Origin of the sequence: Micromonospora sp. NPDC048871, from assembly GCF_043198155.1 — a bacterium.
GTDB lineage: Bacteria > Actinomycetota > Actinomycetes > Mycobacteriales > Micromonosporaceae > Micromonospora.
In genome coordinates this window covers 1-21,578 of the sequence record NZ_JBICUM010000007.1, presented here as the reverse complement: position 1 = coordinate 21,578, position 21,578 = coordinate 1, and the positions used below count along the sequence as shown (strand labels likewise).

At 72.1% G+C, this 21,578-nt stretch carries 18 protein-coding genes; 12 read left to right on the top strand and 6 right to left on the bottom strand.

Features of this window, described 5'->3' with window-relative positions; genetic code table 11:
- Positions 1–7 precede the first annotated feature (7 nt).
- Genes ACGFIK_RS17315 through ACGFIK_RS17290 form a run of 6 tightly spaced genes read left to right on the top strand, consistent with a single transcriptional unit; the run spans position 8 to position 5,569 of the window.
- Positions 8–1,213, top strand: coding sequence for a substrate-binding domain-containing protein (locus ACGFIK_RS17315; protein ID WP_327023970.1), 1,206 nt, complete (start codon positions 8–10; stop codon positions 1,211–1,213).
- 2 nt (positions 1,214–1,215) lie between these two features.
- Positions 1,216–1,959 carry an ABC transporter ATP-binding protein gene (locus ACGFIK_RS17310; protein ID WP_327023971.1) on the top strand — a complete coding sequence of 248 codons (744 nt, stop codon included), beginning with the start codon at positions 1,216–1,218 and terminating at the stop codon, positions 1,957–1,959.
- Entirely contained in the window at positions 1,959–2,738 is a 780-nt protein-coding gene (locus ACGFIK_RS17305) for an ABC transporter ATP-binding protein (protein ID WP_393340206.1), read from the top strand. Before ACGFIK_RS17310 ends, ACGFIK_RS17305 begins: the two co-directional genes overlap by 1 nt.
- Positions 2,738–3,628: a branched-chain amino acid ABC transporter permease gene (locus ACGFIK_RS17300; protein WP_327023973.1), complete on the top strand. Its 891-nt coding sequence runs from the start codon at positions 2,738–2,740 to the stop codon at positions 3,626–3,628. Before ACGFIK_RS17305 ends, ACGFIK_RS17300 begins: the two co-directional genes overlap by 1 nt.
- The gene (locus ACGFIK_RS17295; protein ID WP_393340203.1) at positions 3,625–4,764 is read left to right on the top strand and encodes a branched-chain amino acid ABC transporter permease; all 1,140 of its coding nucleotides are present in this window, start codon (positions 3,625–3,627) and stop codon (positions 4,762–4,764) included. Before ACGFIK_RS17300 ends, ACGFIK_RS17295 begins: the two co-directional genes overlap by 4 nt.
- Positions 4,765–4,822: 58 nt before the next feature.
- On the top strand, positions 4,823–5,569 hold the full coding sequence (locus tag ACGFIK_RS17290) for an SDR family oxidoreductase (protein ID WP_357530462.1): 747 nt from the start codon (positions 4,823–4,825) through the stop codon (positions 5,567–5,569).
- A gap of 84 nt (positions 5,570–5,653) precedes the next feature.
- Here the strand turns inward: ACGFIK_RS17290 and ACGFIK_RS17285 are convergent, their stop codons facing one another.
- Complete coding sequence (locus tag ACGFIK_RS17285; protein ID WP_393340200.1) at positions 5,654–6,448, bottom strand: hypothetical protein; 795 nt, start codon at positions 6,446–6,448, stop codon at positions 5,654–5,656.
- 97 nt (positions 6,449–6,545) lie between these two features.
- Between ACGFIK_RS17285 and ACGFIK_RS17280 the strand changes: the two genes are divergently transcribed.
- Together ACGFIK_RS17280 and ACGFIK_RS17275 are read left to right on the top strand one after the other, a co-directional pair.
- Entirely contained in the window at positions 6,546–8,687 is a 2,142-nt protein-coding gene (locus tag ACGFIK_RS17280) for a DEAD/DEAH box helicase (RefSeq protein ID WP_393340197.1), read from the top strand.
- A 185-nt stretch (positions 8,688–8,872) separates the two neighbouring features.
- Positions 8,873–9,826 carry a hypothetical protein gene (locus ACGFIK_RS17275; RefSeq protein WP_327023978.1) on the top strand — a complete coding sequence of 318 codons (954 nt, stop codon included), beginning with the start codon at positions 8,873–8,875 and terminating at the stop codon, positions 9,824–9,826.
- A 38-nt stretch (positions 9,827–9,864) separates the two neighbouring features.
- Here ACGFIK_RS17275 and ACGFIK_RS17270 read toward each other — a convergent pair whose 3' ends face one another.
- From ACGFIK_RS17270 to ACGFIK_RS17250, 5 genes are all read right to left on the bottom strand, one after another.
- On the bottom strand, positions 9,865–10,281 hold the full coding sequence (locus ACGFIK_RS17270) for a helix-turn-helix domain-containing protein (RefSeq protein WP_327023979.1): 417 nt from the start codon (positions 10,279–10,281) through the stop codon (positions 9,865–9,867).
- A 120-nt stretch (positions 10,282–10,401) separates the two neighbouring features.
- Positions 10,402–11,583, bottom strand: a complete 1,182-nt coding sequence (locus ACGFIK_RS17265; RefSeq protein ID WP_393340194.1) for a class I SAM-dependent methyltransferase — start codon at positions 11,581–11,583, stop codon at positions 10,402–10,404.
- Between the two features lie 239 nt (positions 11,584–11,822).
- A complete protein-coding gene (locus ACGFIK_RS17260) occupies positions 11,823–13,520 on the bottom strand; it encodes a DEAD/DEAH box helicase (protein ID WP_393340191.1) in 1,698 nt (565 codons plus the stop codon).
- Positions 13,521–14,256: 736 nt separating this feature from the next.
- Entirely contained in the window at positions 14,257–14,484 is a 228-nt protein-coding gene (locus ACGFIK_RS17255) for a DUF3107 domain-containing protein (protein WP_013736008.1), read from the bottom strand.
- 63 nt (positions 14,485–14,547) lie between these two features.
- Complete coding sequence (locus ACGFIK_RS17250) at positions 14,548–15,186, bottom strand: TetR/AcrR family transcriptional regulator (RefSeq protein ID WP_357530468.1); 639 nt, start codon at positions 15,184–15,186, stop codon at positions 14,548–14,550.
- Positions 15,187–15,333: 147 nt separating this feature from the next.
- On the opposite strand from ACGFIK_RS17250, the gene ACGFIK_RS17245 reads away from it, so the two are divergent.
- From ACGFIK_RS17245 to ACGFIK_RS17230, 4 genes are all read left to right on the top strand, one after another.
- On the top strand, positions 15,334–18,702 hold the full coding sequence (locus ACGFIK_RS17245; protein WP_393340188.1) for a hypothetical protein: 3,369 nt from the start codon (positions 15,334–15,336) through the stop codon (positions 18,700–18,702).
- Positions 18,703–18,726: 24 nt separating this feature from the next.
- Positions 18,727–19,701: an alpha/beta fold hydrolase gene (locus ACGFIK_RS17240; protein WP_393340185.1), complete on the top strand. Its 975-nt coding sequence runs from the start codon at positions 18,727–18,729 to the stop codon at positions 19,699–19,701.
- A 5-nt stretch (positions 19,702–19,706) separates the two neighbouring features.
- A complete protein-coding gene (locus ACGFIK_RS17235; protein ID WP_327023984.1) occupies positions 19,707–20,612 on the top strand; it encodes a DUF3152 domain-containing protein in 906 nt (301 codons plus the stop codon).
- Positions 20,613–20,683: 71 nt separating this feature from the next.
- A complete protein-coding gene (locus tag ACGFIK_RS17230) occupies positions 20,684–21,463 on the top strand; it encodes a DUF3152 domain-containing protein (RefSeq protein WP_327023985.1) in 780 nt (259 codons plus the stop codon).
- Positions 21,464–21,578: the final 115 nt, after the last annotated feature.

Here is a 21,578-nt window from a genome sequence, read left to right as displayed (position 1 = left end):
AGTGGCAATGACGGTCCGGACGACACGGCGGGCGCTCCTGTCCGCCGCAACGATGTTGGCCGCGGCGATGGCCGCCACGGCCTGTGGTAGCCCGCAGGACACCGCCAACGGTGGTGGCGACAGCGCCGCCCCGGTGAAGGTCGGCCTGGTGTACTCCCAGTCGGGAGCGCTGGCCAGTTACGGAAAGCAGTACATCGAAGGGTTCCGGGCCGGTCTGGACTTCGCCACCGGCGGCACCAACAAGGTCGGTGACCGGGCGATCGAGATCACCGAGGTCGACGACGCCGGTGACCCGGCCAAGGCGGTCTCCGCGGCCAAGGACCTGATCGGCAAGGGCAGCAAGATCATCGCCGGTTCGACGGCGTCCGGTGTGGCGCTTCAGGTCGCCCCGATCGCCGCCCAGAACAAGGTGCTGTTCATCTCCGGCCCGGCCGCCACCGACGCGGTGACCGGCGTGAACAAGTACACCTTCCGCTCCGGGCGGCAGTCGTACCAGGACGTGGTTACCGCCCGGTCCTTCATCGGCGACCCGACCGGCAAGAAGGTAGTGGTGTTCGCCCAGGACGGGGCGTTCGGGGACGCCAACGAGGCCGCCGTCAAGGAGATCATCGGGGGTGCCGGGGCGACCGTCAGCGCGGTCCGGGCACCGGCCAGCGCCACCGAGTTCACCCCCTTCGCCAGCCAGATCAAGTCCGCCAAGCCGGATCTGCTCTTCGTGGCCTGGGCCGGCACCACCGCCCCGGCGATGTGGCAGACCCTGGACCAGCAGGGCGTACTCAGCTCCACCACGGTGGTCACCGGGCTGGACATCCGCGCCTCCTGGCCCACCTTCGGGGCGGCCGGCACCAAGATCTCCTTCCTGTCGCACTACTTCGACGGGGCCAGCGACACCGAGGCGGCCAGGGCCGCGAAGGCGAAGGTGCCCGGCGGCACCCTCGACCTGTTCCACCCGGACGGCTTCGCCGCCGCCCAGATGGTGGTCCGGGCCGTGCAGGAGGGCGGGGACGACGTCGAGAAGATGATCACCGCCCTGGAGGGCTGGAGCTTCGAGGGTGTGAAGGGCACCATGACCATCCGCGCCGAGGACCACGCCCTGCTCCAGCCGATGTACCAGGCGAACCTCACCGGCAGCGGCGACACCTTCACCGCCACCGCCCAGAAGGCGCTGACCGGTGACGAGGCTGCCCCGCCGGTCCAGGCGATGAAGGGCTGAGGATGCTCGCCACCCGCGGTCTGACCTGGCGGATCGGTGAGGTCGCCATCGTCGACTCCGTCGAGATCGACCTGGCACCCGGGGAGTTCCTCGGGGTGATCGGGCCCAACGGCGCCGGCAAGACCTCACTGTTCAACCTGATCACCGGTCTGCGTCGGCCCACCGAAGGCCAGGTCACCCTGGACGGACAGGACATCTCCACCCTGCCGCCGCACCGGCGGGCCCGGCTGGGCCTGGGGCGTACCTTCCAGGCCTCATCGGTCTTCGGGTCGCTGAGCGTACGGGAGAACGTCCGGCTGGCCGTACAGGCACACCGCGGGGGCTCGATGAAGCTGTGGCGGCGGGCGGCGGCCGACCGGGAGGTGGCCGCCGCCGCCGACACGGCGTTGGAGCGGGTCGGCCTGGCCCACCGGGGTACGGCGTTGGCCGGCACCCTGGCCCACGGCGAGAAACGCAAGCTGGAGATCGCCCTGCTGCTGGCCGGCGAACCACGGGTGATGCTGCTCGACGAGCCGATGGCCGGGGTCAGCGCCGAGGACGTCCCGGAACTGGTCCAGGTCATCCGGTCGCTGACCGGAGACAGTGGCCGGTCGGTGCTGATGGTCGAGCACCACATGGACGTGATCCTCGATTTGGCCGACCGGATCGCCGTGATGCACCACGGCGCCCTGCTGGCCTGCGACACCCCGGAGACGGTGATGGCCAACCCGACCGTGCAAGAGGCCTACCTGGGGGAGGAGCTCTGATGGAGCCGATCTTGGCAGTGCAGGACCTGTCGGTACGGATCGCCGGGCTGCACATCCTGCAAGGGGTGTCGTTCACTGTCGCACCGACCGGGGTCACCGTGCTGCTCGGCCGCAACGGGGTCGGCAAGACCACCACGCTGCGGGCCCTGGTCGGGCTCACTCCCCGCAACGGCGAGGTACGCGGCACCGTCCGGATGCAGTCGGCGACGCTGCTAGGTCAACCCACCCACCGGCTGGTTCGGGGTGGGCTCGGCTACGTGCCGGAGGACCGCTGCGTCTTCGCCGGACTCACCGTCGCGGAGAACCTGCGGCTCGCCGAGCGGCGGGGTGGCACGGCGGCGTACGACCGGGTCTTCGCGCTCTTTCCGGAGCTGCAACGGCGGGCCCGGCAGCGGGCCGGTTCCCTCTCCGGCGGGCAGCAGCAGATGCTCGCGATCGGTCGGGTGCTGCTCAACGACAACCGGCTGCTGCTGGTGGACGAGCCGACCAAGGGGTTGGCGCCGAAGGTGGTGACCGAGGTGGCGGAGGTGTTGGCGCGGGTCGCCGAATCCGTGCCGGTGCTGCTGGTGGAGCAGAACCTGGCCGTGGTCCGGCGACTGGCCCGCGACGCCGTGGTGCTGGCCGCCGGCCAGGTGGCCTGGACCGGCGACGCCCAGCGGCTGCTGGCCGAGACCGAGCTGACCCGGTCCCTGCTCGGGGTCGGTTCGGCCGAGGGCCACCACGCCGCGCCCGGCAGCCACCACGCCGCGCCCGGCGCCGGACGGAAGGACGGGCACTGATGGACGCGGTCATCCTGCTGACCCTGACCGGGCTGGGTCTGGCGGCGCTGTACTTCCTGGTGGCCTCCGGCCTGTCACTGGTCTTCGGCCTGGCCGACGTACTCAACTTCGCGCACGGACTGTTCCTCGGAGTCGGGGCGTACGCGACCTGGTGGGCGGCGGGGAACCTGCCCGGTGCCGGCGCGGACGGCTTCGGCTTTGTGGCCGCGGTCGCCTTCGGGGTGGCCGCCGGCACCCTGATGGCGGTGCTGGTGGAACTGGTGCTGATCCGGCCGCTCTACTCCCGCACCATCGAACAGGTGCTGGTCACCGTCGGTCTCTCCCTGGCCGGGGTGGCGTTGTTGCAGGCCACCTGGGGGGCCGACGCCCGGCCCTTCCCGCGTCCGGAGTGGACCCGCCAGGTGACGACCATCCTGGGTGCCCAGGTGCCCAACGGGGGGCTGCTGCTGATCGCCGCCGCGGTGCTGGTGTTGGCCGCGATCCTGGCCTTCCTCCAGTGGACCCGGTATGGCCTGATCATCCGGGCCGGGGTGGAGAACCGGGAGATGGTGACCGCGCTGGGCATCGACGTACGCAAGGCCTTCACCCTGGTCTTCGCCATCGGTGGCGCGGCGGCGGCCCTGGCCGGTGCGCTGGGCAGTGTCTACTTCGGCACGGTCTCGCCCCAGCAGGGCGGCTCCCTGCTGATCTTCGCCTTCATCGTGGTGGTCATCGGCGGCATGGGCTCGGTGATCGGGTCCGCGTACGCGGCCGTGGCGGTAGGGCTGCTGCAACAGTTCGTCAACTACTACGGCACCTCCGGGCTGGGCGACATCTGTGTGGTCGCGCTGCTGGCCGTGGTGCTGCTGCTGCGCCCGCAGGGCATCGCCGGAAAGGTGGCTACGGCATGACCGAGGTCAAGAGTCCCGAGATCCCGGCACCTGTCGCGGAGGTACCGGCCCAGCCGACCGGTGGGTCCCGGCTGCGCCCCTTCCTGCCCCTGGTCGTGCTGGTGGTGGCGCTGATCCTGCCGTACTCGACCCTGCACCTGCCGGGCCTGTTCGAGGGGGCCCTGAACTCGCCCGGCACCCTGCAACTGCTCGCCGTCTGCCTGGTCTTCGGTGGCCTGGCGGCCGGCTACGACCTGCTGTTCGGGCGGACCGGGATGCTCTCCTTCGGGCACGCCCTCTACTTCGCCGCCGGGGTGTACGGCACGGACATCCTGATCACCCGGGCCGGGTTGCCACTGTGGCAGGCCGCGCCGCTGGCGATCGTCGGCGGGACCATCCTGGCCGCGCTGGTCGGGGCGGTGGCCCTGCGTACGGTCGGCATCGCCTTCGCCATGGTCACCCTGGCCTTCGCCCAGGTCGGGGCGATCCTGGTGGCCCGCGACTTCGGTGGGTTGACCGGCGGCGAGGAGGGGCTGCCGCTGGACGTGACCGGGGTGCCCGCCGGGCTGGTCGGGGTGGCCAACACGGTCAACCTGTACTGGCTGGCGTTGGCGTACCTGGTCGTGGTGGTCTTCGTGGTGCACCGGGTCAGCGGTTCTCCGACCGGGCGGGTGCTGGCCGGGGTGCGCGACGACGAGCGGCGCATCGGGGTGCTCGGGCTGGACCCGTACCGGTTCAAGTTGGTCGCCTTCACCCTGGCCGGTGGTCTGGCGGCGGCCGGCGGGGTGGTCTACTGCCTGATCGTCGGCGGCGCCTCCCCGCACATCACCAGCAGTGAGCTGACCCTGTCGTTGCTGGTGATGGTGGTGCTCGGCGGCCCCGGCACCCGCTGGGGCCCGGTGCTGGGCGGCATCCTCTACATGTACCTGGACCACCGCCTGGTCTCGGTCGGCAGCTCCGGTGCGGTGGACGCCCTGCCGGCCTTCCTCAGCCGACCCCTCTCCCAGCCCCTGTTCGTTCTCGGCACGGTCTTCATCCTGGCGGTCTACTTCTTCCCCGGCGGCCTGGCCAGCCTGGCTCCCCGCCTGGCCCTGCTGCGCAACGCCCTGCGCCCGGGCCCGCGTCGGGAGAGCCGAGGCCCGCGTCGGGAGAGTTGACCAGAAGGCCGCTAGCCTTGGCGGCGATCAATGTACCGACGACGACAGGGGACCCGGGGTGGCCGAGCGGTTGGCTGTGGTCAGCGGCGGGGGTACGGGAATCGGGGCGGCCGTGGCGCGGACCCTCGTCGCGGACGGGTGCTCGGTGCTCGTGCTCGGTCGACGGGCGGAGGTGCTGGCGGCGACGGCCGACCGGATCCGGGCGGAGACCGGCCGACCGGAGGCGGTACGCCCGGTGCCGGTCGACCTCACCGACCCCGAGCAGGTCGGCAGGGTGCTGGAGGCGGTCGGGGACCGACCGGTCGACGTGCTGGTCAACAACGCCGGTGCCTTCCACAGCCCGCAGCAGGACTCCCTGACCGGGATCGCCGACTACTGGCGGGCCACCCTGGACACCAATGTGCTGACGGCCGTACTGCTAACCGAGGCGCTGCGGCCCAGGCTGCGTCGTCCCGGCGGACGGGTGATCCTGATCAGCTCGATCGCCGCCCAGCGGGGTGGGGATGAGGCGTACGCGGCGGCGAAGGCGGCACTGCACGGCTGGGCGTACAGTCTCGCGGCCCAACTGGGTCCGGAGCAGATCACGGTCAACGTGGTCAGCCCCGGCTACGTGGCGGAGACGGAACTCTTCGTCGGTCGGATGACCCCCGAGGGGCACGCCAAGCGGGTGGCCGCCACCCTGGTCGGCCGGGCCGGCACCCCGGACGACATCGCCGAATCCATCCGCTACCTGGCCAGCCCCGCCGCCGGCTACGTCACCGGCCAGATCCTGGGCGTGAACGGCGGCTCCGTCCTAGGCCGCTGACGCCCCCTACCGCTGTTGATCAAGAAGTTTGCGTCTCCGATGAGCCCGATCCAGACGCAAACTTCTTGATCAACACAACTGTGGTCAGCCGTTCAGGAGGTCGTAGGCGGAGGTGGGGGCCGGTTCGGCCTCGTCGGGGGTGAAGGCGACGATCTGCGGGGTGCTGCCGAAGTCGGAGTACTCCACCACGTACTCGCTGGCCTTCTTCTTGCCGGCGGGCGGGATCTCCAGGGTGAGCGAGGCCAGGTTGCCGTCCGGGCCGACGACGGCGGTGAACGGGATCGGCTCGGTGCCCTCCCCGAGGGTGACCAGCCCCTCCATGGCCTCCACCAGGTCCGGCTGGGTGGCCAGGTCGATCACCCCGGTGTACGTCCCACCCTCACCGGCCTGGACCTCGCTGGCCGCGCGGATGATCGCCTCGGCGTTGCCGGGATCGGTGCCCTGGTAGGTGGGCAGGGTGTCCGGGATCTCGATCTTCGCCGGGTCCATCTCCATCCACGTGGTGGGCAGCTTCATCAGCTTCTGGATGTCCTTGGAACCCTTGAAGTTGACCTTCATCCAGGTCCGTGAGTCGACCATCCGGAAGGACATCTCCAGGGTGAAGTCCTTGTCCTTGGTGACGGTGTCGATGTCCATGCCCCGGTTCGCCGGATCCACCACCCCGGAGACGTCGCCGGAGGTGTCCCGGGTGACGAAGCGGAAGGCCGGGTCCTCCTCGGTCGGCACCGCGGCCAGCAGCTCCTGCTTCGGGTCCGGCGGAGGTGGGGCCGCCTGCGGCGTGTCGTCGTCGCAGCCGGTCACCATGGCGGCGGTGAGCAGGGCCACCACGGCGACCGCGATCCGCCGGCTCGTGACGGTGGTGCCGGTTGGCTGTGTCATGTCGTCCTCTCTCATCGAACGGCATCGTATGCCAGCAGGTCGGGCCGGGCCGGAGGGACATCACCCCCGCTCCCGCCCGCGCTGGTAGAAAGGCCGGATGAGCCAGGAACGCAGCATGGTCCGGGAGCGCGCCGAACAGGTGCTGCGGCGGTTGGCCGGCGACCACGCCACCCTCCGTGAGGATCAGTGGCGGGCGATCGAGGCGTTGGTGGTCGACCAGCGGCGGGTGCTCTGCGTGCAACGTACCGGCTGGGGCAAGTCGGCGGTCTACTTCGTGGCCACCGCCCTGCTGCGTGACCAGCCCTCTCCCGCCGGGCCTACGGTGATCGTCTCTCCGCTGTTGGCGTTGATGCGGAACCAGGTCGAGGCCGCCGCCCGGGCCGGCATCCGGGCCCGCACCATCAACTCCGCCAATCTGGAGGAGTGGGAGGAGATCACCGCCGAGATCCACGCCGGGACGGTGGACGTGTTGTTGATCAGCCCGGAACGGCTGAACAATCCGGACTTCCGCGACGGTGTGCTGCCGCAGTTGGCCGCCACCACCGGGCTGCTGGTGGTCGACGAGGCGCACTGCGTCTCCGACTGGGGGCACGACTTCCGGCCGGACTACCGCCGGTTGCGTACCTTTCTCGGCAATCTGCCGGCCCACACTCCGGTGCTGGCGACGACGGCCACCGCCAACGCCCGGGTGACCCGGGACGTGGCCGAACAACTCGGCACGGAGGTGGCCGTCCCCGGTCCGGAGGTGCTGGTGCTGCGGGGCAGCCTGGACCGGGAGTCCCTGCGGCTGGGCGTACTCGACCTGCCCACCCCGGCGCACCGGCTCGGCTGGCTCGCCGACCACCTGGACCGGCTGCCCGGGTCCGGCATCATCTACACCCTGACCGTCGCCGCGGCCACGGAGACCGCGGAGTTCCTGCGGGCCCGAGGATGGTCGGTGGCGGCGTACACCGGGCAGGCGGAGGACGCCGACCGGCGCGCCGCCGAACAGGACCTGCTGGACAACAAGATCAAGGCCCTGGTGGCCACCAGCGCTCTCGGCATGGGCTTCGACAAACCGGACCTGGGGTTCGTGGTGCACCTGGGTGCCCCACCCTCCCCGATCGCCTACTACCAGCAGGTCGGCCGGGCCGGCCGGGCCGTCGACCACGCCGAGGTGCTGCTGCTGCCCGGCCGCGAGGACGTGGCCATCTGGCGGTACTTCGCCTCCCTGGCCTTCCCCCCGGAGGACCAGGTCCGTGCGGTGCTCGCCGCCCTGCACACCGACCGGCCGCTCTCCACCCAGGCCCTGGAACCGCTGGTCGACCTGCGCCGGGCCCGCCTGGAGATGATGCTCAAGGTGCTCGACGTCGACGGCGCGGTCCGCCGGGTGCGCGGCGGCTGGCTCGCCACCGGCGAGCCCTGGACCTACGACGCCGAGCGGTTGCGCCGCGTCGCCACCGCCCGCGCCGCCGAGCAACAGGCCATGCTGGAGTACGCCTCGACGCCCGGTTGCCGGTTGCGTTACCTGCGGGAGTGCCTGGACGACGCCGAGGCGACCGACTGTGGCCGCTGCGACCGGTGTGCCGAGCCCCTGTTCACCTCCGAGGTGTCACCGGCGGCATTGACGGCCGCACAGAACTTCCTGGGCCGCCCCGGGGTGCAGATCGTGCCGAAGAAGCTCTGGCCGACCGGGTTGGCGGCGGTCGGCGTACCCCTGAAGGGGCGCATCGCCCCGACGGAGCAGGCGCTGCCCGGTCGGGCCGTGGGCCGGCTCTCCGATCTAGGTTGGGGTGACCGGCTGCGCGGGCTGGTCGGACCGGGTACCCCGGACGGGCCGGTGCCGGACGACGTGGTCGCGGCCGTCATCGAGGTCCTCAAGGCGTGGGCGCACGGGGACGATCCCTGGCCCAGTCGCCCGGTGGGGGTGGTGGCGATGGACTCGACCACTCATCCGCTCCTGATCACCTCACTGGCCGAGCGGATCGCCGCCGTCGGGCGGATGCCCCTGCTGGGTCGGGTGACCGTCGCCACCCCACCGGGTGCCGCCCGCGGAAACAGCGCCCAGCGGGTACGCGCCCTGCACGGCACCCTCACCGTGCCCGCCCCCCTGGCCACCGCCCTGGCCGACCTGACCGGCCCCGTCCTGCTCGTAGACGACCTCGTCGAGACCGGCTGGACCCTGACCCTGGCCGCCCGCGAACTCCGCCGCGCCAACGCCCCCGCCGTCCTCCCCCTAACCCTGGCCCTAACGACCTGACCTGCCCCGCGATCTTGCACTTTCTGTCGGGACATAACGGGTGAATGCCGCATCTCAGCGACAAAAAGTGCAAGATCGCGGGGGAGGTGGGGTGAGGGTGCGGGGGTGGTGGCTACGGTGGGTGGGTGCCGGGGGAGCGAGAAGGGGATGTGGCGGTGCGGGGGGATGACGGAACGGATGGGCAGGTGGGGGTCGGGGAGCTCGGTGTTGGCGGCGGCGAGGGCGGGGTGGACAGGGCCGATCCGGGTACGGTGCGGCTGGCGCTGGTGGTCGGTGGGCTGATCCTGGCCGTACTGCTCGGGTTCGGGCTCGGTCGGATGAACACCGGCGGGGCCCTGGCGGCGGGCGGGGTGCCGCAGAGCGCCCTGACCGGCCACACCCACGCCCCGGGCACCGGTGCCCACTCGCATGAGGCCGGGCAGACGGAGGCGGCCGAGGCGGGTGGCCTGGCGGTCAGCCGGGCCGGGTACACCCTCACCCCGTTGGCCGCCGAGTTCACCCCGGGGCAGGCCGATGAGCTGCGGTTCCAGATCCAGGACGCGCAACGGCGGACGGTCACCCGGTTCGCGGTGGTCCACGACAAGCCGATGCACCTGATCGTGGTACGCCGTGACCTGACCGGATACCAGCACCTGCATCCCAGCATGGCGGCCGACGGCACCTGGTCGGTACCGCTGACCCTGCCGCAGCCCGGCATCTGGCGGGCGTACGCCGACTTCACCGCCCTGGCCGAGGACGGTCGGCAGACCGCGACCACCCTGGGGGTGGACCTGGTGGCCCCCGGTGAGTACGCGCCGCGCCGCCTACCCGCCCCCGCGACCAGCAACCCGGTCGACGGACTGACCGTCAGCTACCAGGGCGACCCGGAGCCCGGCCTGACCGTGCCGGTGAGCTTCCGGGTCACCGCAGCGGACGGCAGCAGCCCGAAACTGGAGCAGTACCTGGGGGCGTACGGCCACCTCGTCGCGCTGCGCGAAGGTGACCTCGGCTACCTGCACGTACACCCGGAACCGGAACTGGTGGACGGGGCGATGCAGTTCTGGCTGACCGCACCCGGACCGGGGCGGTACCGCCTCTACCTGGACTTCGCCACCGGGGGTGAGGTCCGCACGGCCGAGTTCACCGTGCTGGTGCGCTGACCGACCAGTCCCGCGCAGGTCGGCCGGGCTCGCGCAGGTCAGCCGGCGCGGCGGATCGGGCGGCGGGCCAGGTAGCGCAGCAGGTCCCGGATGTGGTGCTTCTCCTCGGCCGGCACGCTCGGGTCGGCCAGCCGTTGCAGGATCACCCGAACGTCCGCCTCGACCGGGCCATCGCTGCCCCGGGGGAGGCTTCCCGAGCCGGTGTCCGGCAGCCCCAGCGCCCGGAAGGCAGCCGCCACCGGGAGGTCCAGGGCGGAGCAGAAGCCCCGCACCTTGGCCAGTTCCGGGTAGTCCTGCCAGTCACCGGCCAGCCAGCGGAAGATGGTGGACCGGCCGACTCCGGTGTGGGCGGCCAGGTCGGTGACGGTCCATCCGCGTTCCTCGCGGGCGTCGTCGATAGCCCGGCGCACGAAGCGCGCGAACGCCATCTGTGGCGATATTTCTGCCGAACCCATCCGGTGGGTCTTCCCTCCCGACGGCACCTGACGGTGCGCTTATCCGAGAGTAGTACGGGTTTCGCCGGAAAATACTGACTGACTGATCAGGCAGGCACGGCTGGCGGCATCGGCTGGGGGTTAAAGAGCCGTTGTGGTCCGGTTGATCAGGGTTTCCAGCCGGGGTGTGATTCGCCACTGCTCGACCAGCTCCGCGTACTCCGCGCGCTGCTCAGCGGTGGGGGCCACATCCGTACGGCGGGCCCGGATGAGCAGGTTGCGGGGGGTGTGGGCGGAATCCACGAACTCGACCACCTCGGCCCGGTAGCCGTGCAGCCGCAGCAGCCCGGCCCGCAGCGCGTCGGTGAGGACGTCCGCGAAGCGCTCCCGCAGGATGCCCTGCCGGGTCAGCAGACCGTACGGGGTGGGTGCCCCACCGGCGCGCAGTTGCGCCGCCACATCGTGATGGCAGCAGGGTGCGGCCAACACCCAGCGGGCCCCCCACCGCACCGCACGGGCCAACGCCTCGTCCGTGGCGGTGTCGCAGGCGTGCAGGGCGAGAACGAGATCAGGCGCCGGCTCGACGACGGCGTCCGCGATGGTGCCGGCCACGAACCGCACCCGATCAGCCCAGCCGAGCCGTTCGGCCAGCTCGGTGTTGCGGCGGCGCTGGTCCTCGCGCACGTCCACCCCGACCAGTTCCACCTCCAGCCCGTGCTGGGAGAGGTACCGGTACGCGGCGAAGGTCAGGTACGCGTTGCCGCACCCTAGATCCACCACCCGCAGCGGGCCGGTCAGCCCGGCGGGCAACGTGGCCACCAGCGCCCGCAGGAAGGCGTCCACCTGCCGACGCTTCGCCGCCGAACCGCCGATCTCGGCGAAAATCGGGTCACCGGGATCGAGCAGGTACTCCTTGGCCCGGTCGTGCCGCACCGCAGCCTGTTGCGCTGCGCTCGGCTGTTCCCCGTCGGCCGGGGCGACCGACCGGCGGTGCACCTGGGCCTCGCCCGACTTGGTGACCCGCAGTTGCAGGACGCTGTCCGTGGTCTCGACATGCCAGTTCCCGAACGGCTCGGCCAGCAGGGCCTCAACCGCCGCATCCGACTCCGGCCCCGGTGCCACATTCCGGGTGTACGGCCGGGCGCCGTCCGAGGTGGCGATCTGCAACCGGGGCCCGGCCTTGAGTACCACCGGCCGTAGCTCGGCCCGGACCACGGAAGGACGCTGACCACGCCGCCGCCCGGCGGCCACGGCCCGGGTCAGCCCGGACCCGAGCAGCATCGAGCGGACCTCGGCCAGGGCAACATCCAACGGTTCGGGCATGACCCCATCTTCCCTCCCGGGCTGCCCAGCCCCGCCGCCAGCCTGCCCGCCCGCTCGCGGCTGCCCCGCCGCAGCCTCCGCTGAAGGTCACGCTCGATGTGGGATCGAGTGGCCTCAGACGCGAACGAGGCCACTCGATCAAAGATCGAGCGTGATCTTGTCGACCCGGCCGGGTGAGGGTGGCCGAACGCACGGCCGCACCGCCCTGGACGGACGGTGCGGCATGGGTGTCGCTGGGGTCAGTCGGTGGCTTCGGCGGCCGTACCGGCGGTGGAGGCGGAGCCACGGCGGCGTCGGCGGCGACGGGGGCGTCCCGCCTCACCTGCGGCGCCCTCGGTGCCGGCGCTGGTCTCGACGGCCGTGGTCGCACCGGCGGTGGCGTTCGCGTCCACACCGGCGATGACCTCGCCGTCCCGGCGACGTCGACGACGCCGGGGGGTACGGCTGCCGCCCTCGGTGACCTCGGTGGTCTCCGGCGCAGCCTCGCCCGCCTGGGCAGAGCGGCCCGCGGAACGTCCACGACCCTCGGCACGCCCGCGATCCTCACCGCGCCCGCTGTCGCTGCGGCCACGGTCCCGGCGGCGTCCGCCGCGCGGCTCGCCTCGGCGGGGCCGGCCGCCACCCAGGTCCTCCTCGACCTCGGCGGAGAGCCCGGCCCGGGTGCGCTCGGCGGTCGGCAGGGTGCCGGTCACGTCGGTCGGGATGTGCAGGTCGGTGTAGAGGTGCGGGGAGGTGTGGTACGTCTCCTGCGGCTCGGGCATGTCCAGCCCGAGGGTCTTGTCGATGATCCGCCAGCGCGGCATGTCGTCCCAGTCGACGAAGGTCACCGCGACACCGCTCGCGCCCGCCCGGCCGGTGCGGCCGATGCGGTGGGTGTAGGTGTCCTGGTCTTCCGGGCAGTCGTAGTTGATCACGTGAGTGACGCCGGTGACGTCGATGCCCCGGGCCGCGACGTCGGTGGCGACCAGGGTGTCGATCTTCCCGGCCCGGAAGGCCCGCAGGGCCCGCTCGCGGGCGCCCTGGCCCAGGTCACCGTGCACGGCGGCGACCGCGAAGCCGCGGAAGTCGAGATCCTCGGCGACCCGGTCGGCGGCGCGCTTGGTCCGGGTGAAGATCATCGTCAGGCCACGGCTCTCCGCCTGGAGGATCCGGGCGACGATCTCGACCTTGTTCATCGAGTGGGTGCGGTAGACCAACTGCTCGGTCTGCGGGGACGGGCCGGTCTCCGCGGTGTGCCCGGCGTGGATCGTGACCGGGTGCCGCAGGAATCGCCGGGACAGGGTCACGATCGGGTCGGGCATGGTCGCCGAGAACAGCATGGTCTGCCGGTCCTCGGGCAGCATCGCCAGGATCCGCTCGACGTCGTCGAGGAAGCCCAGGTCGAGCATCCGGTCGGCCTCGTCCAACACCAGCGCCCGGATGCCGTTCAGGCGCAGGTGCTTCTGCTTGGCCAGGTCGAGCAGGCGGCCGGGCGTACCGACGAGGATCTCCACGCCCTTGCGCAGCGCCTCGACCTGCGGCTCGTACGCCACCCCGCCGTAGATCGGCAGCACGCGTACGCCGCGGGTGCGGCCGGCGGCCGCGATGTCCTTGGCCACCTGGATGCCCAACTCGCGGGTGGGTACCACGACGAGCGCCTGGGGCAGCCCGTCGCCGCTGCCCTCGCCGGGCGCGAAGACCCGCTCCAGCAGCGGTACGCCGAAGCCTAGGGTCTTGCCGGTGCCTGTCGGGGCCTGCCCGATCAGGTCGGCCCCGCGCAGCGCGATCGGCAGGGCGTACTCCTGGATGGCGAAGGCGCGGGTGATGCCGGCCGCGGCCAGCGCCTCGACGGTCTCGTCGCGGGCGCCCAGCTCGGCGAAGGTCGGTGCCTCCGGTCGGACCGGGGCAGTGGGGGCCAGTTCCTGGCCGTCTGTGAGGTCTTGAGTCAGCTCACTCATATGGATTTGGGGGTGCCCTCTCGTGGGTGCGCCCCGTCATGTCCTCAGGGCGCGTTCGGTATGGCGCGGGCCACACGGTCGGCGGCAGAAAGCCGAGCGGACCGGGCCGCACGCGCGCCGTGGGGTCGGACTTCGACTCGGGATCACCTGCGAATCGGGAAGCAATGCCATCCCAGATCCACTGCGATTCCGGCCGGATCGGCGCCTACGGCAACTCCTCCATGCTACCTGAACGGGCCATACGCTGTCCTGATTCCGCGCAAGCAAGCGTCACCGGGCAGGCTCTTACGTGATGTGTATCACCGGCAGCCCGGTCTGTCGACCAGGTCGGGCCTCTCGAAATTTCTGCCCGCAGATCCCGGTGTGTCCCCGTTCGGCGAAAACTGCGGGTTGCCCGTCTCGACCGCACTTCTGCACCGCTGTGGGCTGATCGGGCTCGATGCGCCGGGTGTGCGGCCGGACTCCGACAAGATGCGCCGGGTGTGCGGCCGGACTCCGACAAGATGCGCCGGGCCGAGGGCCGGGCTACGTCGATGGCCGGAAGCGGGCTTCGCCGACCCGGAATAGCCAAGCGGCCGTCGATGGGGGTGGCGGCTGTCCCGGGGGGTGACCGGCGTCGATCGTGGGGCGCTCACCACCTGAATCTGTCAGGGTGAGCAGTCAGGGGGCTTGATCCGGCGGCTGACCGACTCGCGCATCGCGCGGAGGGTCGCCGCCGGACCTACCAACTGGACCGTCAGCGGACGGTGAAACCCACCGCCCGGGGAGATGCCTCCGCGATCTCCACGTAGGCGACCTTGCTGACCGGCACGATGATCCGCCGGCCCTTCTCGTCGGTCAGGGACAGGGTGCCCTCACCCCGGGCGACGGCGTCGGTCACGATCCGCTCGATCTCTGCCGGCGACTGCGCGCTCTCCAGAACCAGTTCGCGGGGCGCGTACTGCACGCCGATCTTGACCTCCACTGTGCCTCCTCCGTCGGGCGAAATGGCCGCCGTGCGAAGGCTATCCGATCACAAGGTGCTAGTTCAGGCTGACTCACCTTGCAGCGGAAAGCTGGCGATGCCCCGCCAGGAGAGCGCCGCCACCAGCGCCTCGGCCTCGGCCTTGGGCACCGGACGGCCCCCGGCCAGCCAAAACTGTGCGGCGGTCTCGGCGGCACCGACCAGGCCGGAGGCGAGCAGTTCGGCGTGGGCCCGGCTCACTCCGGTGTCGGAGATGATGGTGTCGGTGATGGCGGCGATGCAGCCCTGCTCCACCCGCTCGACCCGCTGCCGTACGGCGGGGTCGTTGCGAAGGTCCGACTCGAAGACCAGCCGGAAGGCTTCGCTCTCGTGGTCGACGAAGTCGAAGTAGGCCCGCACGGACGCCCCGACCCGCTCCTTGTTGTCGGTGGTACTGGCCATGGCATCGTGCACCTTGGCGACGATGGCGTCACAGTGCGTGTCGAGCAGGGCCAGGTACAGCTCCATCTTTCCGGGGAAGTGTTGGTACAACACCGGCTTGGAGACTCCCGCCCGCTCGGCGATGTCGTCCATGGCTGCGGCGTGGTAACCCTGCGCGACGAACACCTCCTGAGCTGCGGCGAGCAGCTGCTTACGGCGTGCCGAACGAGGTAGGCGCGTGGGCCGGCCGGCGGTCTGGGCGCCGTTCCCCGTAGCGGTCATCAGAACCTCCGAGGTCGTCGTGCGGACCGGCATTTCTGTCAAACCGACCAGGGCCTGGAGGGCCCCGGGCGGAATTGGCCCGCCGCTGTAACTTATCGCCACTGTCGCCACACGGTAGCCTCAGCGGGGGCGACCAAGGAGCGCGCGGTGAGTGAAACAGGACAGCCCGGTGCCGCCACCCCGGGAGAGCACGGCGACGGTACGGGTCAGCAGGATGACCTGGGCCGTTCCGGCAACGGGTGGGCGCCGCCGACCGGGGGTTGGTCCTGGAGCGCGGAAAGCTCCCAGGAGACCGGGGAACGCTGGCGGGTGATTCCGCCGCCGACCGGCTGGTCCACGGCCTCGCCCCCCTACGCCGACCTGCCGGCCCCACCCGGAGAGCCGGTGCCGCAGCGGTCCGAGGGAGTCAACGGTCAGCAGGTCAACGGCAGGTACCCCGGTGCGAACGAGCCTTCCGCCGACTGGCACGCCCCGGTGAGTGCCCCGCCCGGGTCCCGTGATTCCGGCCACCACCCTGGTCACGAGCGCCTGGTGCTGCCGGCACCGCGCCCCGTACCGGCCAGTGAGCAATCCGCACCCCCCACCGGCCTACCGACCTCCGCGCCACCGGCCGGGGGCCTGTCGGCCCCGGTGCACGCTGCCCCGACCTCGGCCCCGCCGATGACCGGCCTGCCCACCTCTGGGCCGCCGGTCACCGGCCTGCCCACCTCGGCCCCGCCGGTGAGCGGCCCGCCGATCTCCGGGCCACCGATGAGTGGCCTGCCCACTTCAGCGCCGCCGGTCAGTGGCCTGCCCGCCTCCGGGCCACCGGTGAGTGGTCTGCCGACGTCGGCTCCGCCGACGTCGGCTCCGCCGGTGACCGGCCTGCCGACCTCGTCGCCGACCGTGCAGGTGCCGCCGGTCGGCACCGCCGCCTCGGGCTTCGAGATGCCCCCTGGGCTGCACGCGCCCACCGCAGAGCGCCACCGGGAGGAGTCGGCCGGCCCGGCGTCGCACGGGTGGGAGGACTCCAACGGGGCCAACCGGTGGGGGCCCGCCGAGGCCGTTGCCGCCGAGCCGACTGACCCGGCACCGACCGACCAGGCCGGGCTCCGGCTACCGGCGGCCGCCGAGCAGCCGGACTGGGCCCGGTCGACTCCGACCAGCGAATGGGCTCCTTCGTGGGCCCGGGGTGAGGGGGACTCACCAGGTCGACGCTCGCGTGACACTCCGGCTCAGACCTGGGCCCACGAGCCCAGTCGGCCGTACGAGCCGGTGCGCGCCGAGCCGAGCCGTTCCTACGAGCCGGTACCCGTGCAACCAACCCGACCGTACGAGGGATTTCGCTCCTCGGGTCAGGGGCCGGAGCCGACCCCCGGTCAGCCGGAGCAGGCCGTCCCCAGTTGGGCTCAGTCCGACCCCGGCGTGACGGCCGGGCAGAACCCGCCCGGTAGGGCCGAGCAGGATCCCTCCGGCAGGGCTGAGCGCGATCCAGGTGAGCACGACATGCCCGGCAGGACTGAGCAGGATCCGCCTGTCGGAGCTGAACAGGACCTGTCCGGTAGGGCTGAGCCAGAGTTACCCGGGCGGGCTGAGCAGACCTTCTCCGACCGGCCGAGTTGGGCGATGCCGCCGACCAGCACCCCGATGGAGCGACCGACCTGGGCTCCTCGGGCCGCCGACGAACGGCCGGTGACCGGCCCGACCGCGCAGCCGCCGGAGCGTCCGGCCTGGGCCCGCCCGGTCAGCGCCGCGCCGGCCGAGGAGGGGCTGCCCTGGGGCGCCCAGCCGCCGTCGGAGGAGCAGGGGCGCTGGGGCACCCGAGCAGCCCACCCGTCGACGGAGGAGCAGGGGTCCTGGGGCACCCGAGCCCAACCGCCGTCGGAGGAGCAGGCACCCTGGGGCAGCCGAGCAGCTCAGCCGCCGATGGAGGAGCAGGGGCCGTGGGCGCACGGCCCGACCAGCGCCCCACCGGCCAGCGGGTCGACCTACCGGGAGGCACCCGGGGCCCATTTGGCCGCCGCCCCGGAAGCCACGCCGGATCCATGGGCCACCGCTGCGGCCAGATCCGCCGCTGAACTCAGCCCTCCCGCCGACCTCAGGCCGACCACCGACCCGATGCCGACCGCAGACCTCAGGCCGACCTCTGGTGCCGGGCCGGTCGCCGATCACCGGGAGCCGACCGACCTGTCTGTTCACCGACCCTTCCGGCTTCGTCCGGTCTCCGACGAGCCGGCCCCGACTCGTTCCGCGGCTACCCCCGGCCAGCCTGACCCGACTCCGGTTCCCGCCGATGCGCTGACCGGGATGAACGCCGCGGGGGCGGGCCGCCACGAGCAGAGCCATGCCGCCAACGGGTCGACGAACTCGGCCCCTTACGCGGCACGTCGGTCCGCGCCGGAACCCGTACCGCCGGTGGAACCGGGCGGGGGTCGGTCGCCGGACGGCACAGCGGCGGTGTTGCCCCAGCGCGTCCCCGCCGAACCGGACGTGCCCCTCGTTCCGGAGCCGCCTGCCGTGGATCCACCTGCCGAAACGCCGGAACTCGCCCGGATCGCCACCCATCTGCGCCGCGATGACGAGCCGGCACCGCTGCGCGACCGGCCGGAGGGCTTCGACGTCAACGCGATCCTCGACGCGGTCCGAGGGGTCGAGGGGGTACGCGATGCGTCGCTGCGCCGTACCCCGGCGGGTGCCCACAGCCTGCGTCTGGACCTCTCAGACGGTGCCGACCCGGCCGAGGTCAGCCGGCAGGTGGCCCGGCTGCTCCAGGAGCGGATGGGTCTTGCCGCCGCACCGCGCGGCGTGCCGGTGACACCGGCCGCGCCGGTGCGACGTCGGTCCGCGGACAACCGGGGTGGCGACGGCGAGAGCCGGGCCGGCGGCGAGCCTCGACGCCCGACCAACCGACCGGCGGGCGCCCGTACGGAAGGCGTGGCGACCCGCACCGAAGCCGCGCCGGATCAGTTGCGGCGTAGACGTCCGGCACCCTCACCCAACAGTGGCCGGGCCGCCGTGGAGGAGCCCGGCGCGACCGGGAGCCCGGCGACCCTGGGCGCCTCGTACTCCGGTGGGCAGTTGACCACCACGGAGTCCGCGCCGTCGCGGCCGTTGGACACCGGCGGGCGTCCCGGTCCCCGGGTGGTGCTCGACCACGTGCAGGTCAGCACCTTCGGGCTGGACGCCACCGTCGAGGTCCGGCTGGTCGCGGGGGAGCACAGTGCCGCCGGGTACGCCACCGGCCCGGCGGTCGACGGTTACGTGCTGCGGCTCTGTGCGGTAGCGGCCGCGGCCTCGATCGACGAGTTGTTGCGGGGTGCCGGCGGTCCGGTGGAGGGCGGACGGTGCTTCGTCGAACATGCCGCCGTGGTGCCCTTCGGCAACTGTGAGGTGGCCACCGTGGTGGCGTTGCTGGTCTGCGACGGGTGGGTGGAGCAACTGGCCGGGTCCGCCCTGGTCGCCGGTGATCCCCGACAGGCGGTGGTACGCGCCACACTGGCTGCGGTGAATCGTCGGCTGGAGGCCCTGCTGGCCTGAGGGGCACCCGGGCAGACTGGAATGGTGAAGCCTGCTCGTCTCTCCTCCGACCGGCTGCTGCCCGCCCACTCGGTGCCACCACCCTGGCCCGGTCGGGAGGTACGGCTAGACGGCACGGTCACCTACGTGCGCGACACCCCGGCTACCGGGCCGGACGCCGAACCGGCGCTGTACGTGCACGGGCTGGGTGGTTCCTCGCAGAACTGGACCGACCTGGCCGGTCTGCTGGCCGACCGGCTGGACGGTCAGGCCATCGACCTGCCGGGCTTCGGTCGCAGCGAGCCGGGTCTGCGGTACACCGTGCCCTTCTTCGCGCAACGGGTGATCCGCTGGATCGAGCACTCAGGCCGGGGGCCGGTGCACCTGTTCGGCAACTCGCTGGGCGGGGCCATCTCGGTCCGGGTGGCCGCGCTGCGCCCGGACCTGGTCCGTACCTTGACCCTGGTCTCGCCGGCCCTGCCGTTCCTGAACTTCCGCCGGTCGTTGCAGGGCCGGATGCTCCCCGTGCTGGCTGTTCCCCGGGGCGAGCGGCTGGTCGCCTGGCGGCTGGCCCAGATGGCCCCGGAGGTGATGGCGCAGCAGGTGATGGAGTCCTGTGTGGCCGACCTGAGCCGGATCTGCGATCAGCGTCGACAGGAGGCGCTGGAGGAGATCCGGGTGCGCTACCAGGCGGAGCACTACGCCGCAGCCTATGTGCGTACCTTCCGGGGGTTGGTTCACAGCTTCCTACGGTCGTACCTGCCGGGGGCGGACTCGCTGTGGCGGCTGGCCCGTTCCGTGCAGGCGCCGACACTGGTCGTCGGTGGTCGGCGGGACCGGTTGGTCGACGTCCGGGTGGCGCCGCAGACCGCACGGGCCATTCCGGACAGTCGACTGTTGATGCTCGACGGGGTGGGCCATGTGGCCCAACTGGAGGTGCCGCGCCTGGTGGCTCGGGCCGTGGTCGGGCTGCTCACCGAGACGGGGGACGCGAGGTACCGGTCAGACCTGGCAGGATGACCGGGATGGTCACCCCTCGTAGCCACCGCCGGCATCCTGGCCGACACACCAGTCGCGGGGCTTCCTCCGGGCAAGGCGTCGACCGGCGGGCCGGCCACCGGCCCAGGGTCGCCGTCCGGGTGGGGGTGCTGGCGGCGGTGGGTGCCGCGGTGATGCTGGTGGCCGGGGGTACGGGTTGGCTCCCCGGCCCGGCCGACGCCGACGAGGTGCAGGCGGTCCCGCCACCGGTGTCGGCGGTCGTACCGTCACCGGCGACGCCGTCCTCCGCGCCTGCGGTGGCAAGTCCTTCCCCGGCGGCGCCGGTGTTGCAGCAGCCCGGGCGGGTGCCCTCGGCGGGGCGGGGTCGCTTCGACTACGACGAGCGGACCGGCCCGGTGCTGGGGAAGTCCGGTGGGCTTCAGCGGTACCGGGTGGCGGTGGAGTCCGGCGCGAAGGTCGATCCGGGCGAGTTCGGGCTGGTCGTGCAGGAGGCGTTGACCGGGCCGGGCAGCTGGGTGGACAGTGGCCGACTGCGGTTGCGTCAGGTGCCGACCTCGTCCCGGTACGACTTCACCGTCTACCTGGCCACGGCGGCGACGGCGGGCCGGATGTGCGCGGCCGGCGGGGTGGACATCCGGGTAGGTGGGCGGCCCTACACCTCCTGCCGGGCCCCCGGGAAGGTGATCATCAACCTGGAGCGGTGGCGGCGGTCGGTGCCGCACTTCGTCGAGGCGAAGGTGCCCCTGTCGGTCTACCGCACGTACGTGATCAACCATGAGGTCGGGCACCAGTTGGGCAACCGGCACGAGCGTTGCCCGGGGCGGGGCCGACCGGCCCCGGTGATGATGCAGCAGACCCTGTTCCTCAAGGGCTGCAAGGCCAACCCCTGGCCGTACCTCGATGGTCGGCGCTACGCCGGTCCGCCCCTGTGACCGGTCCAAGCTGACCCGAGACATTTCCAGTTTGCGCCGATTCGACCTGACATGGGTGAGACGATCGGGTCATGCCCTCTTCACCCCTTGCTGGGCGCCCGGGCGGTTCGGTTCCCGCAGCGCGGCTGCGACGGCACTGGCTGGCCGTACCCCTGGGTCTGCTGATGCTCGCGGTCGTCGTGCTGGCCGTGCTGGGCCTCAAGGATGACCCGGCGGGGGAGCCGGACGGCCGGAGCCGGCCCGCGCAGGGCCTGGTGCAGCAGCCACCGGAACCGAGCCCGTACCCGAGCGCCGGTAGCGGGCAGTTCCTGGTCGCCGACGCGGAGTCCCCGGTGTACGGGTTGGACGGGCCGCTCGTGCGCTACCGGGTGGCCGTCGAGCAGGAGGCCGGTACGGAGGCGGCCGATTTCGCGGCCGAGGTCGACGGGGTGCTGTCCGATCCGCGTAGCTGGATCGGGTCGGGGGACCTGCGGGTGCAGCGGGTAGCCGAGTTCGACCGGGCCGACTTCACCGTCTACCTGGCCACCCCGCTGACCTCGGAGCGGATGTGCGCCGTCGGCGGCCTGAGCACGGAGGGCTACACCTCCTGCCGGCTCCCCGGCGAGGTGATCATCAATCTGGCGCGGTGGCGGGAGGCGGTGCCGGACTACGGGGCACCGCTGGCGGTCTACCGGGCCTACGTGATCAACCACGAGGTGGGGCACGAGTTCGGTGAGTGGCACGCGGAGTGCCCGGGGCCGGGACTGCCGGCCCCGGTCATGCAACAGCAGACGTACGGCCTGGCCGGTTGCCTGGCCAACGGTTGGCCCTACCCCGACGGCCCCCGGTACGCCGATGACCTGATCCCCTAATGGGAGCTACCGGGTCAGCCGTTGGCAGACTCGGTGCCTGGTAGCCGCGGGCGGGTGAGCACTTTCATCCCCTGGACCGATGTCGAGTCCTAGGGTCAGACCGTGCCCCCGCTCG